At 33.0% G+C, this 15,856-nt stretch carries 16 protein-coding genes; 10 read left to right on the top strand and 6 right to left on the bottom strand.

The features are described from left to right. Positions 1-16: 16 nt before the first annotated feature. The 5 genes from pta to dnaK form a co-directional block, all read right to left on the bottom strand. Positions 17-2,110 carry a phosphate acetyltransferase gene (gene pta, locus NU08_RS18735; protein ID WP_129748615.1) on the bottom strand — a complete coding sequence of 698 codons (2,094 nt, stop codon included), beginning with the start codon at positions 2,108-2,110 and terminating at the stop codon, positions 17-19. A 64-nt stretch (positions 2,111-2,174) separates the two neighbouring features. Beyond that, complete coding sequence (corA, locus tag NU08_RS18730) at positions 2,175-3,248, bottom strand: magnesium/cobalt transporter CorA (protein WP_129748614.1); 1,074 nt, start codon at positions 3,246-3,248, stop codon at positions 2,175-2,177. Positions 3,249-3,399: 151 nt separating this feature from the next. Beyond that, positions 3,400-3,840, bottom strand: coding sequence for a hypothetical protein (locus NU08_RS18725; RefSeq protein WP_129748613.1), 441 nt, complete (start codon positions 3,838-3,840; stop codon positions 3,400-3,402). Next, the gene (locus NU08_RS18720) at positions 3,830-5,017 is read right to left on the bottom strand and encodes an AAA family ATPase (protein ID WP_129748612.1); all 1,188 of its coding nucleotides are present in this window, start codon (positions 5,015-5,017) and stop codon (positions 3,830-3,832) included. Before NU08_RS18720 ends, NU08_RS18725 begins: the two co-directional genes overlap by 11 nt. A 102-nt stretch (positions 5,018-5,119) precedes the next feature. After that, positions 5,120-7,003, bottom strand: coding sequence for a molecular chaperone DnaK (gene dnaK / locus NU08_RS18715; protein ID WP_129748611.1), 1,884 nt, complete (start codon positions 7,001-7,003; stop codon positions 5,120-5,122). A gap of 425 nt (positions 7,004-7,428) precedes the next feature. Between dnaK and NU08_RS18710 the strand changes: the two genes are divergently transcribed. The 7 genes from NU08_RS18710 to NU08_RS18680 all read left to right on the top strand — a co-directional run bounded on the left by NU08_RS18710 (position 7,429) and on the right by NU08_RS18680 (position 12,410). Further along, entirely contained in the window at positions 7,429-7,923 is a 495-nt protein-coding gene (locus tag NU08_RS18710) for a hypothetical protein (RefSeq protein WP_129748610.1), read from the top strand. A gap of 35 nt (positions 7,924-7,958) precedes the next feature. After that, a complete protein-coding gene (locus NU08_RS18705) occupies positions 7,959-8,357 on the top strand; it encodes an NUDIX hydrolase (RefSeq protein WP_129748609.1) in 399 nt (132 codons plus the stop codon). Between the two features lie 17 nt (positions 8,358-8,374). Further along, positions 8,375-9,658, top strand: coding sequence for a Na+/H+ antiporter (locus tag NU08_RS18700; RefSeq protein ID WP_129748608.1), 1,284 nt, complete (start codon positions 8,375-8,377; stop codon positions 9,656-9,658). A gap of 69 nt (positions 9,659-9,727) precedes the next feature. Then, positions 9,728-10,804: a saccharopine dehydrogenase family protein gene (locus NU08_RS18695; RefSeq protein ID WP_317126373.1), complete on the top strand. Its 1,077-nt coding sequence runs from the start codon at positions 9,728-9,730 to the stop codon at positions 10,802-10,804. A 47-nt stretch (positions 10,805-10,851) separates the two neighbouring features. After that, complete coding sequence (locus NU08_RS18690; protein ID WP_129748606.1) at positions 10,852-11,313, top strand: SRPBCC family protein; 462 nt, start codon at positions 10,852-10,854, stop codon at positions 11,311-11,313. A 63-nt stretch (positions 11,314-11,376) separates the two neighbouring features. Continuing rightward, positions 11,377-11,850 carry a DUF1203 domain-containing protein gene (locus tag NU08_RS18685; RefSeq protein WP_129748605.1) on the top strand — a complete coding sequence of 158 codons (474 nt, stop codon included), beginning with the start codon at positions 11,377-11,379 and terminating at the stop codon, positions 11,848-11,850. 122 nt (positions 11,851-11,972) lie between these two features. Further along, positions 11,973-12,410, top strand: a complete 438-nt coding sequence (locus tag NU08_RS18680) for an acyl-CoA thioesterase (protein WP_008462813.1) — start codon at positions 11,973-11,975, stop codon at positions 12,408-12,410. A 95-nt stretch (positions 12,411-12,505) separates the two neighbouring features. On the opposite strand, the gene NU08_RS22400 is transcribed toward NU08_RS18680, so the two are convergent. Further along, the gene (locus tag NU08_RS22400; RefSeq protein WP_165352485.1) at positions 12,506-13,198 is read right to left on the bottom strand and encodes a hypothetical protein; all 693 of its coding nucleotides are present in this window, start codon (positions 13,196-13,198) and stop codon (positions 12,506-12,508) included. A 281-nt stretch (positions 13,199-13,479) separates the two neighbouring features. Between NU08_RS22400 and NU08_RS18670 the strand changes: the two genes are divergently transcribed. From NU08_RS18670 to NU08_RS18660, 3 genes are all read left to right on the top strand, one after another. Further along, positions 13,480-14,469: an alpha/beta fold hydrolase gene (locus tag NU08_RS18670; protein WP_129748604.1), complete on the top strand. Its 990-nt coding sequence runs from the start codon at positions 13,480-13,482 to the stop codon at positions 14,467-14,469. A gap of 126 nt (positions 14,470-14,595) precedes the next feature. Beyond that, positions 14,596-14,985, top strand: a complete 390-nt coding sequence (locus NU08_RS18665) for a DUF1398 domain-containing protein (RefSeq protein WP_129748603.1) — start codon at positions 14,596-14,598, stop codon at positions 14,983-14,985. Between the two features lie 13 nt (positions 14,986-14,998). Beyond that, positions 14,999-15,856, top strand: a complete 858-nt coding sequence (locus tag NU08_RS18660; protein ID WP_129748602.1) for a ThuA domain-containing protein — start codon at positions 14,999-15,001, stop codon at positions 15,854-15,856.

The raw sequence follows: 15,856 nt of genomic DNA, 5'->3' as shown, positions 1-15,856 counted from the left end.
TTTATTTTTAATTGAATTACATTCCTTGTGCCTGAATCGCTGTAATTACGACCGTATTGATAATATCATCTACAGTACAGCCACGGCTTAAGTCATTTACAGGCTTGTTTAAGCCTTGTAACATTGGACCAATTGCCAAAGCTCCGGTTTCTCTTTGAACAGCTTTGTACGTATTGTTTCCTGTATTTAAATCCGGAAAAATTAATACACTAGCTTGTCCTGCTACTTCTGAATCTGGCATTTTGCTTTTTCCAACGCTTAGATCAACCGCTGCATCGTACTGAATTGGACCTTCTATCTTTAAATCTGGTCTTTTTTCTTTAACAATTGCTGTTGCAGTTCTTACTTTATCAACTTCGTCTCCTTTTCCTGATGATCCAGAAGAATAAGAAAGCATGGCAATTTTTGGTTCAATTCCGAATGCTAAACTTGATTCTGCCGAAGAAATAGCAATTTCTGCCAATTGTTCTGCTGTTGGGTTTGGATTAATAGCGCAATCTCCAAAAACAGAAACGCGATCCTCTAAACACATAAAGAAAACAGATGAAACTACAGATGAATTAGGTTTAGTTTTAATGAATTGAAGAGCTGGCAAAATCGTATGCTGAGTAGTATGCGCAGCACCAGAAACCATTCCGTCTGCGTGGCCTTTGTACACCATCATGGTTCCGAAATAAGATACATCTTCCATTAAATCTCTCGCCATGGTAATACTCACGTTTTTAGCCTTTCTAAGCTCGTAATACGTATTGGCATAATCTTCATACATTTCAGATTCAATCGGATTAATAATATTTACTTTAGAAAAATCAAATGTAAGTCCAAGCTCTGTAACTTTACTTTCTATCTGTTTTTTATCGCCAATGATAGAAATATCAACCACATCCATATCTAGTAATCTTGATGCTGCTGTAATAATTCGGTCATCATTCCCTTCTGGCAGTACAATATGTTTTCTGTGCTGTTTAGCTCTTTTCACCATATTGTATTGAAACATTTTTGGCGTCATCCCTTCAGGTTGGAAAGTAATTACTCTTTGCGATAAAGCCTCGATTTCAACATATTTTTCGAAAGTATTGATTGAGGTTTCAATCTTGTGTGTATTGTTGGCGTAAATCTGCGATTTAATAGAGCCTATTTTATTGGTAATATGATACGTTCCGCCATCAACCGCAATAATTGGAACAATGGCAGAAAGTCCTTCAATGAGTTTTAAAATACTTTCTTCTGGCACGATATTTCCTGTCAGGATAATTCCCGAAATGGTTGGATAATTGGCTGATTCATTTGCTTGTAAAGCTCCTAAAATAATATCTGAACGATCTCCAGGAGTAATTACCAAAGCATTGTCATGCAAATGCACGAGATAATTATGAAGCTGCATGGCTCCAACGCTATAATGCCCAATTTCGTTATTCAGATAATTTTCTCCAAACAGAACTTTAGCATTTAATTCGCTTACAATTTCTTGCATGGTTGGATTATTCAAACTCGAAATTAGCGGAATGGTATTAATCAATACATTTGAAGGCAAACTTTTCTGTAAGCTTGTTGTAACCAATTCGATATTTTCTGGTTGCACTTTATTAGCAAAAACAGATAAAACCTCAACTTCTTTTACTTTAAAAGAATCATAAACCAGATACAAACTATCCAAAAGCTCTTCTAAGGTTTTTCCAACTCCAGAACCTACAATTATGCTTGGAATTCCCAGGTTTTTGGCAATTAAAACATTTAAATCTAATTCAATCGAAGTTCCTTCCCCCGTAAAGCTGGTTCCTTCAACCAAAACAAAATCAAAGCGCTCTTCTAGTTTTTTATATTTTTCAATAATTAAATCTAGAACCTCCCCTATTTTACCTTTGTTCTTCTTTTTGATTAATCTGCTTTTGGTAATGGCATACGCATCTTCAAACTTAATATCAAGGTTAAAATAAGACAAAACAGTCTCGATATGATTGTCAACTTCACCATCGACAAAATCTTCAATTATAGGTCTAAAATATCCTACTTTGGCCGTTTTCCCAATCAAGATACTCATTAAGCCGAGCGTAATAATTGATTTACCACTGTTGTGATCGCTAGTGGCTATATATATTGCTTTACTCATAATTATTTATTTTTATTCTAAATACCAAATTTACAAAATCAAATTTTTCAAATATAAAAGAACACTAAAACCAGCGTCGTTTTTTGAAATAGATGATCAGGGCAATTACCAACAAGAACATTACACCCATGACTATAAAATAGCCATTTTGCGTTTTGAGCTCTGGCATGTTTTCAAAGTTCATTCCGTATACTCCAACTATAAAAGTAAGCGGAATAAATATGGCTGAAATGATCGTCAGCGTTTTCATGATTTCGTTCATTTTTCGGCTTTGTTCCGAAAAATAAAAATTAGAAGCACTTTCTAAAGCGCTCATATCTGATTCTATCTGATCTAAAAGCTCCAAACTTTTTTGATGCAGTCTAATAAAGAAATTGAAAGTTTCTTTTTGAATTAACCCATTATCGTCATCGTCGTCTTTTTTCGTTTTCAGGTAATAAAGCGAATCTCGAAGCGGCACTATGGAACGTTTAAGAAAATTTAAGTTATCACGATGATTTTCAATTTTCTCCAAAATAACGGGTTTTGCATCTTTTTTAGTCAAATTGATTAAGTCTTCGATTTTATCTTCTTCATCTTCCAATGTAATGTAGAAATTTTCCATTACAGCGTCCAAAAGCAAATACAAGAGATAATCTACCTTTTTGGTTCTAACGATTCCTGCATGCGTACGTAAACGCTCTCGAATGTGGGTAAAGAAGTCGCTACGCTTTTCTTGAAAGGAAATTAAGATTCTATCCTTTAGAATAAAACTTAATTGTTCTACACTAATATTATCTGAATATTCGGAAGGAAGAAGTGATTTTATATTGAAGAATAGAATGTCTTGCTGGTCTTCTAGTTTTGTTCTTTTTGTAGTGTTTAAAATATCGGCAAGCAGGAAATCGTCTAATTTAAAATGTGTGCCGATCGTCTTAATGAGATCAATGTCATTAAGTCCATGAATATTAAGCCAATTGTTTTTTGTATAATCAAAGCAAGAATTTAAAGCCAAGACGGTAAACTTATCATATTCGACAACATCTGCGTCATTATATACAAAAAGTTGCATCTCTGTTTCATGTTCTTTATGCGTGCCAGTATACTCTAAAGTAATGTGTTGCAGCTTACGTCCCTTCTTGTATTTAATCTTTCTCATTCACGAAAATTTACAATAGTAATATTACGAAAAAGAATTTGAACAGGAAATGACAATTATCAGTTTGTGGAAAACCTAGACTTATACGCACTGTAGCGCGTCTCTACAGTAATTGGCAAAAACAAAAAAACCGAGTCATTTCTGGCTCGGTTTATTTTGGAATATATTTAAATTCTCTACTTTTAATCTCCAAAAGTCTTCCATATCTTTTAGCAAAAGCTTGTTTTAAATTATTAATTTCTGTACTTGATAAAGGATTTCTAGAACTAATAATAAATCCAAACCTTTTATCTTTTGGAATTCTTATTATTGTAGACTCAAAAATACTTATTGTGCTAATTATTTGATCTAAAGCAATCTTAACATCTTTTCCTTTTAATTCTACAAAATAAAAATCGTTGTTTAAATGTCTAACAAATCCAAAATCACATTTCTGAACTTGTTTCGAAGCGATTAAACAATCATCTATCCTTATTCTTGTAAAATCTTCTTTAGAATCAATTTCAAATCTTTTTCCATTTTCAGAAGCCACTTTACTTTTTGTACAACAACCTTGATGAGCTTCAATCAATTCATCAAAATTATTGTGCATATCGTAACTCTGTTAATTTATCAAATTCCTCAGATATAACATCTGAAACTCCATCAATCGCATTTGTATCTATACTACGGAATTCTTCGTTTTTAATGGAATAAACTTTTCCATCATTTCGTACTTCATAAACGGAAATTTCATTATAATCAATCCACTTATCTTCAGAAACAATCGCATTTATTTCTTCTTTTAAATCAGGATGTTCATCAAAAGCGTTTTTTGCAAGCATTAAAGTATCTAACGAAGAAAGAATATAAGGACTATGAGTGGTGATTACTAAATTATTTTTTGTTTCTTTTATTTTTTCTATTAAATAATTAATTAAGTTTTTTTGTTTAACAGGGAAAAGATTAAGTTCTGGCTCTTCGATTAAAATAGTCTTAACTTGTCCATTATCTGCATAATTAATTTCATATTCTAAAACTAACAATAATGGAAGTAAAGATTGAATTCCACTTGATGTTTTAGATAAAGAATACTCTTTTTCTTCAATTTTCACATACTCTAGTTCATTATCCCATTTAAAATTAATCCCAAACAATTCGAAATAAAGCTCTTTTATTTCTCTTCTTGCAACTTCATATCTAGCAGAAAAATCCTTAAAACAATTAGGCAAAGCAACATTATTTGCCCATAAACCAGATATAGATGAACTAAGCATAGAAACTAAAATTCTTTCAGCTGGTATATATATTGGCAATGAATGAAGCGATTTATCAGTATTTATAATTTGTTTGATCATTTTTTTAAAATCGTCAACAAATTTATCTTCATATTGATTATTTTCGTTATCTAAAATCTCATTTATTTTATTATTAAGTTCTATTAACGAATCTTTTTTAATATTTTTTTTTGTCTCATTCGTTGGAGTAATTAAAAATTTACTTTTACGCGATTCCAAATCCTTTTTAGACATCGTAATACGTAAATTATCATGAATATATTCAAATGAACATTCCTCAAGGTCAAAATCAATATTATAATGACCTAATAATTTATGGAACTCTTCTATTCTGTCAGCACCAAAAGTTAAATCATTATCCCTAAAGATCGTTATCAACTTTGCCAAAACACTTTTCCCAGTAGAAGTATCTCCAATAAACACAACATATTTAGTCAAATCTATTTCAGCTTCTTTTATTGGTCCGAAATTTTTAACAATCAACTTTTCCATTTTCTATTTTGTAATTACAATGTAAATATAACAAAAAACCGAGTCATTTCTGACTCGGTTTTCTATCTTAATACTTTGTACTAATTACTTAATACTAAAGAATTATTTTACCTCTTCGAATTCAACGTCTTCAACATTGTCTCCAGAAGACTGCTCTTGTTGTGGAGCAGCTTGTTGTCCTTCACCTCCTTGCGCGTACATTGCTTCTGTAGCTGTTTTCCAAGCTGCATTTACATTGTCTAATCCTTTTTGGATTGCGTCAAGATCTTGAGATTGGTGAGCCATTCTCAATTCAGTTAAAGCGTATTCGATAGCTGTTTTTTGCTCGTCTGTTAATTTATCTCCTAACTCTTTCAATTGAGATTCAGTTTGGAAGATAGTACTATCAGCTTCGTTTAATTTCTCAGCTCTTTCTTTTGCAATTCTGTCAGCATCAGCGTTAGCTTCAGCATCTTTTTTCATTTTTTCGATTTCTTCAGCTGTTAATCCAGAAGAAGCTTCGATACGGATATCGTGAGATTTTCCAGTTCCTTTATCAGTTGCAGAAACTTTGATGATACCATTAGCATCGATATCGAAAGTTACTTCGATTTGAGGAACTCCTCTTGGTGCTGGTGGAATACCATCTAAGTGGAAACGACCGATAGTTTTGTTATCAGCAGCCATAGCTCTTTCTCCTTGTAATACGTGGATTTCAACAGATGGTTGAGAATCAGCAGCAGTAGAGAATACTTGAGATTTTTTAGTTGGGATAGTTGTGTTAGACTCGATTAATTTAGTCAATACACCACCCATAGTTTCGATACCTAAAGAAAGAGGCGTTACGTCAAGTAACAATACATCTTTTACATCTCCAGATAAAACTCCACCTTGAATAGCAGCTCCAATAGCCACAACCTCATCAGGGTTAACACCTTTAGAAGCTTTTTTACCGAAGAATTTTTCAACTTCGTCAGCGATTCTTGGCATACGAGTAGAACCTCCAACAAGGATTACTTCGTCGATATCAGATGTAGATAAACCTGCATCTTTTAATGCTTTAGCAACTGGCTCCATAGAACGTTTTACTAATGCATCTGATAATTGCTCAAATTTAGCTCTAGTTAATTTTTTCACTAAGTGTTTTGGTCCAGAAGCAGTAGCAGTTACGTAAGGTAAGTTTACCTCAGTCTCTGCAGAAGAAGATAATTCAATCTTAGCTTTCTCAGCAGCTTCTTTCAAACGCTGTAATGACATTGGATCTAAACGTAAATCAATACCTTCTTCAGATTTGAATTCGTCAGCTAACCAGTCAATGATAACTTGGTCAAAATCATCACCACCTAAGTGAGTATCACCGTTTGTAGATAATACTTCAAATACACCGTCTCCTAATTCAAGAACAGAGATATCAAAAGTACCTCCACCTAAATCGTAAACAGCAATTTTTTGGTCATTTCCTTTTTTATCTAATCCGTAAGCAAGTGCAGCAGCAGTTGGCTCGTTGATGATACGCATAACTTTAAGACCAGCGATTTCACCAGCTTCTTTTGTAGCTTGACGCTGAGCATCGTTAAAGTATGCAGGAACTGTAATAACTGCCTCAGTTACTGTTTGACCTAAATAGTCTTCAGCAGTTTTTTTCATTTTTTGAAGTGTCATTGCAGACAATTCTTGAGCAGTGTATAAACGACCGTCAATATCCACACGTGGAGTATTGTTGTCACCTTTTACCACTTTGTAAGGAACTCTTTTTGCTTCACCTTCAGTTTCAGCAAAAGTGTGTCCCATGAAACGTTTAATAGAAGCAATCGTTTTTGTAGGATTCGTTACTGCTTGTCTTTTTGCAGGATCACCTACTTTAATTTCTCCACCTTCAACAAAAGCGATGATAGATGGTGTAGTTCTTTTTCCTTCTGCGTTAGGGATAACAACTGCTTCGTTACCTTCCATTACAGAAACACAAGAGTTCGTCGTACCTAAGTCAATTCCGATTATTTTACCCATTTTTTATATATTTAATTTTTGATTTTATTTTAATAACTCAGGTGGCATAAGTCAATCTTTGTGCCAATATAAAAAACCAATGTAAATTGTCAGTTTTACTTTTGGCACACCAATAATCATCTGACAACATGACATTTTTAAGACATGACAGATATGGCACAACAACACAATTATGTCATTATTAATGAGCTAACACTGACTTTTTCTCCTATTCCTTTACAGCTTACTTGATTTATAAAATTTAATAAATAACCATACAAATTAAAATCTCTTTGATGATCACTAGTAAAAAATAATATATTTGAAAATAAATATCAAGTGACATCCATAACATATACTTGAGTGATTTTAAACGATTTCATATAATTTTATCACAAATTAAGCTAACGAGAAGTTTACGAAAAGCATTTAATATTTTTTAAAAAATGAAGAGACACATTGCAATTTTTATTATCAATCTGATAGCTTTACTTCTTTTCATTATTTCTCTTTCAACTACCTATCATAATGTAAAGCATTTTGATAAAAGTGATATTGTAACAGGAACAGTTACCAAAGTAAATTTAGTTTCGAATTATAATAAGGGCGGAACATTACATGGATTCGAATATGAAATCAACAACAATAAGAATGTTTTATATTTGACACCATACGAAAGATTAAGCTACACGATTAATATTGGAGACAAAATAGTTTCTAAAAATTTATACGCAGGAAACACGAACTCAAAAATATTAATTGTAAATGGCGAAAAAATTAATTCCTATTATGGAATATTTGACTTTTTAATGTTAATGGTAGTCGTTGCAGTTCCCTTGATGTACCTTTTTTATTTTAGAATAATGAATAAAAGAAAATACAAAAATAGAACCGAAGAATACAAATTGATGTACAATAGAAAAAGACACCCACAGAAATAAAAGCCTAAAAAAAATATATAGTTAAAAAAAACACAATGATTGAAATTGATAAAATCGCATTAATTAAAATTGAGAACGGTCAAATTTTAAGCACAAGATCAAAAGGAAAGAATAAATATTACATTCCTGGCGGGAAAAGAGAAAATAACGAAACAGATGAGCAAACTTTAGTTAGAGAAATCCAAGAAGAATTAAATGTAGAAATTATACCAAAATCGGTAGAGTATATTGGAACTTTCAAAGCTCAATCAGATGGAGCCGCTAAAGGAATTATCGTAAAGATGACCTGCTACAAAGCCGACTATAACGGAGTTCCACAGGAAAGCAATGAAATTGAAGAAATTAAATGGTTAAACTATAAAGATCTGGACATTATATCTGAAGTTGATAAAATTATTTTTAAACACCTGAACGAAAGCGGATTACTAGCTTAAACACCAATTAAAGGAGAATGGAAAACTACAGCATTATCATCTTTATACTTGCCATCGTAATAGGACTATCAGCTTTTGCAGATAAATTAAAAATCCCCTATCCTATTCTTTTGGTTATAGTTGGAGTTGAAATTGGCTTTATTCCAACAATGGCAGAAATTGAAATCAATCCCGAAATTATTTTCCTGCTATTTCTTCCTCCTTTGTTATACGATGCTTCTTTCAATATTTCGTCAAGAGATTTTAAAACCAATATCCATACTATAACCACTTTGGCAATTTGGCTTGTTTTCCTTACCACTATTGCAATTGCTGTTGTGGCTTATTACCTAATTCCAGAAATGACATGGCCATTGGCATTTGTCTTGGGCGCAATACTTTCGGCTACAGATGCCGTTGCCGCAATAAACATTACAAAAGGACTTAAAATATCGCATAAAACCATTACCATTTTAGAAGGGGAAAGTTTAATTAACGATGCTTCGGCCTTAGTTGCTTATCGTTTTGCAGTAGCAGCCGTAATGGGAGCGGCTTTTATAATTTGGAAAGCAGCTCTAGAATTTATTTTATTGCTTGGTGGCGGTTTTTTGGTTGGATTTGTAATGTCTAAAATTCTTGCATTTATCTTAAAACGAGTGCAAAAGAAGCCCGAAGTAACCATCAGTTTTATGCTTTTAATGCCTTTTGTTACTTACCTTGTAGCTGAACATCTGCATGTTTCAGGCGTAATTGCTGTCGTAATTCTCGGATTGGCTATTTCACGATTCAGCAAAAAAATATTTCCTGAAAGCCTTAAAAATCAATCGAAAGGTTTGTGGGATGTAATCATATTTCTTCTAAACGGATTAATCTTTATTCTCATTGGACTTAATTTTCGTTATATTTTGAAAGACATTGATAACGAAATGATTCTTCCATACATTGGTTATGCTGCAATTATTACAATTGTCGCGTTATTAGTCCGAATGGCGAGGGTTTATTTGCAGAAAATCAATTTACAAAAGGCATTTCAGAAAAGTAAAAATGGAAAAAGAAGAGTAAGCGAACACGCCCTTCTGGATTTTGGTAACAGTTTAATCATAAGCTGGTCTGGAATGCGCGGTATTGTATCCTTAGCGATAGCAATCGGATTACCAAAAAACTTAGAAGACGGAACTCCTTTTCCGCTTCGAAATGCTATCATATTTATTTCTGTTGCTGTCGTGCTCCTAACTTTGATTGGACAAGGATTGACTCTTCCTTGGATCGTTAAAAAAATAAACGAAAAAGCAGAGCAAAACAAAATCGATTCTAATCCATAAAGCATAAAAAAACAAATTCAACTTTATCCTTTCTTTATTTTCATTACCTTCATAGTTTTTTAAACCACTATAAACAAATACGTTAAAAAAACTATTTCCAAGAAACTAGAAAACAACATGAAAGAAAATATTGCAATTTATGGTGCGTATGGCCATACTGGGAAATTTATCGTTTCTGAACTTTACAGACAAGGTTATAAAAATATTGTACTTTCCGGAAGAGATGAACAAAAACTAAAAACACTCCAAAAACAATATCCAGATGCGGCAATAAAAGCAGCCGATATACATGATGCTGCTTCACTTGACAATGCTTTTTCTAATGCAAAAATTATTGTAAACTGTGCTGGTCCTTATCTCGACACGGCTGAGCCTATTATAAAATCGGCTTTGCGTTTAGGAAGCCATTATATTGATTTAACTGCTGAACAAAAACCGGTACTAGATATATTTGAACAATTTTCTGAACAGGCAAGAAAAGATCAAATCCTTATTATTCCTGCTGCCGCATTTTACGGCGGACTTGGCGATTTGTTGAGTACAGCAATAACCAATGACTGGAACGAAACTGAAGAAATAAACATCTATATTGGACTTGACTCTTGGCATCCTACAAAAGGAACTCGATTGACAGGCGAACGAAACCATTACAAAAGACTCATTTTTAAAGATAAACTTTTACAGGAATTTGAAGCAAAGCCAGCGATAAAGTGGGATTTCAAAAAACCTATAGGAGTTAAGGAAATTATAGCCCTGCCCCTTTCAGAAATCATTACTATTTCTCGTCATTTGAATGTGAAAAATATTACCACTTATCTAAGTCAAAATTCTCTCGAAGAGCTAAGAAATGAAAACACGCCTGAACCTAAACCTGTCGATAAAAAAAACAGATCGTCTCAGCAATTTACTATAGAAGTAACCGCTTCCAATCAAAATACAACAAGAAGCATTACTGCTAAAGGTCAGGATATTTATGCCGTTACAGCCCCACTGGTTGTCGAAGCAATCAACAGAATACTATCAGGACGAATAAATAAAACTGGTGTGACCACAATGGGCGAAGTGTTTGAAGCTTCAGATTTTTTAGAATCTTTAAATGCCGATGATATTACTATTTCATCGGTTATTGAATCTGTAAACATTTAAATTATATCTAAGTATATTAATACGTTACAAACACTAAAACAGAAAAAATGACTTCAGATATTCTTTCTACAACACCAGATTCAGAAATTGTGACAACACGAATTTTGAATTTCCCGCAAGAACTTGTTTTTAAAGCATGGAGCAATCCTGAGCATTTAAAAAATTGGTGGGGACCAAAAGGCTTTACCAATACATTTCATGAATTTGATTTTCGCGAAGGCGGAATATGGAAATTCACCATGCACGGTCCTGAGAGAGGGAATTTTGAAAACGAATGTGAATTCATCAAAATAGACAGACCCAATCTTATTGCATGGAAACGTCATTCTAAACCGCTTTTTCAAATCCTAACAACATTTGAAACTATTGCTGAAAACCAAACCAAAGTAGTTTTTAAAATGCTTTTTGAAACGGAAGCGGAATGCCAAAAATTAAAACCTTACGTAGTTGATAAAAACGAAGAGAACTTTGACAAGCTTGAAGTTGAATTATCAAAAATTGAATTATAAAACATAGCAAGATTTGGATTTTTTTGCTTCCTAACAAGTATGATTTTTGTATAAAAAAAAATTATGGAAGCAAATTTTAAAATCAAGTCTTTAAATCATACTGAATTTTCAGACTACTTCGAATTAACAGATCTAGAACTAGAAAAAATCGGCGCAATCAGAATGACTGTCGATAAATTTCCAGGATTTCCTTGTAGAGTAAGTCTAGAAGATGCTCAAATGGGTGAAGAAGTTATTCTTTTGCCATACAATCATCATAAAACTACGTCGCCTTATCAAGCAAGCGGACCAATTTTTATACGAAAAAATGCCACTACAGCCACTTTCGAAACAAACGAGATTCCGCGTATGCTCAATCACAGATTACTTTCGTTGCGTGGTTATGACAAAAATGGCATGATGAAAGAAGCGTCTGTAGTTGAAGGAAATACTCTCAAAGAAAGCATCATCAAAACTTTTGAAAACGAAAAAATAGATTACATCCACATTCATAATGCAAGACCAGGATGTTATAATTGTCTAGTCGAAAGAGCATAAAGTATTTTACAAGATGATGGAAATTTCAAAAACAATAAAAAAATATGCATGCATAGTAATTTTATGATATTCGTTTGTTTTTTATTTGTAATTTCGATTTCTCATTAAATTACAATTATAAAATGGCTTCATTTGTAAAAGAAATATCTTTCCGCTGGTCAGATTTAGACCCAAATTTTCACGTTCGTCACAGTGCTTATTATGATTTTGGCGCACAACATCGTATCGAAATCCTTGAAGAATTGGGATTAACTCTAAAAGTAATGCAGACACAAGGTTTTGGACCTGTTTTATTTAGAGAAGAATGCGTTTTCAGAAAAGAATTAAAACTTTCAGACAAAATATTCATTCATACTAAAACTTCAAAAATGAAAGCCGATGCTTCACGTTGGTCTATCATTCACGAATTTAGAAGAGAAGATGATACGCTTTGCGCAACGATTACAGTAGACGGAGCTTGGATGGATACCAAACTTAGAAAATTGGCTTCTCCTACCCCAGAAATAGCGATTGAAGCTTTGAGTATTTTCCCTAAAAGCGACGATTTTGTTGGGTTATAAACCGACGATGTCATAAACTTATAAAAAATCCCAAAGACAATTGCTGACATTGCCTTTGGGATTTTTTTCTCAACAAACTTTTATTTTTAATTTCGTTATTCAAACTTTAATCCGAAGTTTACCCTTTCAAAAGTGGTACTGCAGGAAAAGGCAAATCGTCCGACATTGACAGTTCCGAAAATCCCACCTACTGAATGCCCAGAATAAAATCCTCCAGCTGAAAATCGGCGAACCTGATATTTTAAAGCAATATCATTTACTCTCGAACTCAATTGTCCAAAAGCAATCACATGTGGGATAATTTCATAACTTCCAAAAACTTTGGGAACCAGTTTTTTATAGTAATCAAAACTTTCATCGGTTTCATAGTCAATTATTGACGAATGCAGATTTTCTAAATTTCCGCCGATATAGGTATTTTCAGAAAAATGCCATGAGATGCTAAAACCTGTAAAAGTTCCTTCGTAACCGCTTCTAGAATCGACATATCCTATGCCGATTGTGGCTCTAAATTTATCGCAAATTTTACCGATGTAACCAACATAAGTACGATCGATTTCAGACTTGTCGATTCCAGCACCAAAAATAATATCGTCTTCACACATCGTAAGAGCATACTGAAAATAAGCTGAATACTGGTCTTGATTTGCCGCGACAACGCTCCGGCCTTTATCAAGGTCTATATTTGCAGAAATTAAGGTTGAGTTTATAACGGCGAAATCAAAAGTATTGAGTTCTTGGGCAAATGTGGGGACTGTTAGCAGGAGCAAAAGTATTGTCTTTTTCATAATACTAATATTTAAGGCTTACAACATTCTGATACTAAATTACATTCATTTTTCCTATTAATAAAAGAAGTCCTCTGAAGTGCTACATTATTCGTTAAAATACATTATTTTCATAATCAGCATCATTTAATCGATAAAATTTCAATAAATCATCGATTATTGACATTAAAAACAATGAAACCATTTAAAAGCTTTTTTTTCTGATAACTTTAAGATTTTAAGCTTTGTTTTAAAAATGGTTCGGTTTAACTTTATAAATCATAAAAATAAAAGCCTCCAAAATGAAAATCCTGAAACTATTATTTATACTAATTCCTTTATTAAGTATTGGCCAGCAAGGAAATATGAAACTACTAGATATTAATTTAAGCAATTATGAATATCCTTTTCCTGTTCATTTTATCGAATTGAGCAATCAGCGCCAATACTTGAAAATGAGTTATATGGATATCATTCCAGAAAACTACAATCAAAAAAACATTGTTTTACTGCACGGAAAAAATTTCAACGGCGCTTATTGGGAAACCACAATTAAAGCGCTTACAAAAGAAGGTTATCGTGTAATTGTTCCAGACCAAATTGGTTTCGGAAAATCGACAAAGCCAGATCATTTTCAATACACTTTTCAGCAATTAGCAGAAAATACCAAAAAACTCTTAGATCATTTAGGAATTAGTAAAACAACAGTTTTAGGACATTCGATGGGCGGAATGCTGGCAACGCGCTTTGCACTGATGTATCCGGAAATCACAGAAAAACTAGTTTTAGAAAACCCAATTGGTTTAGAAGACTGGAAATTAGTAGTTCCTTACAAACCTGTTGACTGGTGGTACGAATCGGAATTGAAACAGAATTATGAAAGCATCAAGCAATATCAAATGGCAAATTATTATGACGGAAAATGGAATGCAGATTATCAAAAATGGGCTGAACTTGGCGCAGGCTGGACAACGGCTCCAGATTATGATCTTGTAGCTTGGAATTCGGCTCTTTTGTACGATATGATTTTTACACAACCTGTTTTATATGAATTTAAAAATATTAAATGTCCAACATTATTGATTATCGGAACGAGAGACAAAACTGCTTTGGGAAAACCATTGGTTTCTGAAGAAGTGAGAAAAACAATGGGAAATTATGCTGAATTGGGCAAGAAAACTCAAAAAGCAATTCCGAATGCAAAACTCGTGGAGATTCCAAATACAGGACATTTGCCACATATCGAATCTTTTGATTCGTTTATAAAATCATTAATCGTATTTTTGAAATGATATTTTTTTTTCCTCCACAAATTACACGAATTTACACGAATTAATTTTCTGAAATCTTTAAATAAAAAATTCGAATAATTTGTGGCGAAATCTAAAATCTAAAATCAACAATCTAAAATTAAAATTATGTTTACAATAGATCAAATAAAAGAAGCCCATTCAAAAGTAAAAACTGGTGCAGATTTTCCAAATTATATTCAAGATTTAATAATCCTTGGTGTTAAAGGTTATGACACTTTTGTGCATGACGGAAGTGTTGTTTACTACGGATTAAACAATTACACAGCTGCAGCCGAGGAAAAATATCCTGAAATAAAAGTTGCGGATTTTCCGAACAAAGAACTTTTTATAGAAAATCTAGTAAAACACCAGCATGGCGAAACTGATTATATGACTTTCTGCAATCACTGTGCACAAGCTGGAATTGCAAAATGGCGTGTTGATATAGTTGAAATGACTTGCACTTATTTTGACAAATCGGAACATGAAATTTTAATCGAGAAAATACCCGTTTAATTCCTAAACATAAATGACTATTTCTAACCAAAACCACCAAACCTTTTTCAAGAGGAGCATTTTAATTCTCCTTTTTATTGTTTCATTATTTGGCTTTTCTCAAAACAAAAAAGAGAATCCAAAATTTAAAGTTATTGCTTTTTATACCGCAAAAAATGATCAGGCACATATCAGTTTTGTGCATGAAGCCAATAAATACTTTCCAAAGTTAGCTGAAGAAAATCATTTTCAATATGATTCAACCAGCAATTGGGATAATTTAAACGCTAAGTTTTTGGCAAAATATCAAGTTGTTTTATTTCTAGACACACGTCCTGAAAAAAAAGAACAACGCGAAGCTTTCCAGAAATATATGGAAAATGGTGGAGGTTTTATTGGATTTCATTTCTCGGCATTTGCTCTAAATAATTCAAGCTATAATCAAGACTGGAACTGGTATCACAATACTTTTTTAGGTTCTGGCGAATACGGAAGCAATACTTGGAAACCGACTTCGGCAGTTTTGAGAGTAGAAAATCAGCATCCTGTGACCAAAAATCTGCCTAAAACTTTCTCTTCTGCTCCAAACGAATGGTACAGATGGTCGAATGATTTAACCAAAAATCCAGACATTGAAATTTTATTGGCAATAGACGAATCTAGTTTTCCTTTAGGAACGGGTCCAAAAGCGCATGAAATTTGGCATAACGGCTACTATCCTGTCGTTTGGACCAATAAAAAATACAAAATGCTGTACGTAAATATGGGACACAATGATATAGATTATGAAGGCGGAACAAACAAAACCTTATCGTACTCCTTTGAAAACAAAACACAAAGTCAATTAATTTTGAATGCTTTGCTTTGGCTTGGCAATTCTAAGAAAAAATAA

Origin of the sequence: Flavobacterium anhuiense (assembly GCF_004151235.1) — a bacterium.
Lineage (GTDB): Bacteria > Bacteroidota > Bacteroidia > Flavobacteriales > Flavobacteriaceae > Flavobacterium > Flavobacterium anhuiense_A.
The sequence above is the reverse complement of the archived record's forward strand: the minus strand, read 5'-3'. Positions and strand labels throughout refer to the sequence as shown.

Bases quoted from the DNA above. Each gene is read 5' to 3' on its own strand.
- NU08_RS18660 (WP_129748602.1), top strand. From the start codon at position 14,999: ATGACTATTTCTAACCAAAACCACCAAACCTTTTTCAAGAGGAGCATT.
- NU08_RS18725 (WP_129748613.1), bottom strand. From the start codon at position 3,840: ATGCACAATAATTTTGATGAATTGATTGAAGCTCATCAAGGTTGTTGT.
- NU08_RS18710 (WP_129748610.1), top strand. From the start codon at position 7,429: ATGAAGAGACACATTGCAATTTTTATTATCAATCTGATAGCTTTACTT.
- NU08_RS18690 (WP_129748606.1), top strand. From the start codon at position 10,852: ATGACTTCAGATATTCTTTCTACAACACCAGATTCAGAAATTGTGACA.
- NU08_RS18670 (WP_129748604.1), top strand. From the start codon at position 13,480: ATGAAAATCCTGAAACTATTATTTATACTAATTCCTTTATTAAGTATT.
- NU08_RS18685 (WP_129748605.1), top strand. From the start codon at position 11,377: ATGGAAGCAAATTTTAAAATCAAGTCTTTAAATCATACTGAATTTTCA.
- corA (WP_129748614.1), bottom strand. From the start codon at position 3,248: ATGAGAAAGATTAAATACAAGAAGGGACGTAAGCTGCAACACATTACT.
- pta (WP_129748615.1), bottom strand. From the start codon at position 2,110: ATGAGTAAAGCAATATATATAGCCACTAGCGATCACAACAGTGGTAAA.
- NU08_RS18665 (WP_129748603.1), top strand. From the start codon at position 14,596: ATGTTTACAATAGATCAAATAAAAGAAGCCCATTCAAAAGTAAAAACT.
- NU08_RS18680 (WP_008462813.1), top strand. From the start codon at position 11,973: ATGGCTTCATTTGTAAAAGAAATATCTTTCCGCTGGTCAGATTTAGAC.
- NU08_RS22400 (WP_165352485.1), bottom strand. From the start codon at position 13,198: ATGAAAAAGACAATACTTTTGCTCCTGCTAACAGTCCCCACATTTGCC.
- NU08_RS18705 (WP_129748609.1), top strand. From the start codon at position 7,959: ATGATTGAAATTGATAAAATCGCATTAATTAAAATTGAGAACGGTCAA.
- NU08_RS18720 (WP_129748612.1), bottom strand. From the start codon at position 5,017: ATGGAAAAGTTGATTGTTAAAAATTTCGGACCAATAAAAGAAGCTGAA.
- dnaK (WP_129748611.1), bottom strand. From the start codon at position 7,003: ATGGGTAAAATAATCGGAATTGACTTAGGTACGACGAACTCTTGTGTT.
- NU08_RS18700 (WP_129748608.1), top strand. From the start codon at position 8,375: ATGGAAAACTACAGCATTATCATCTTTATACTTGCCATCGTAATAGGA.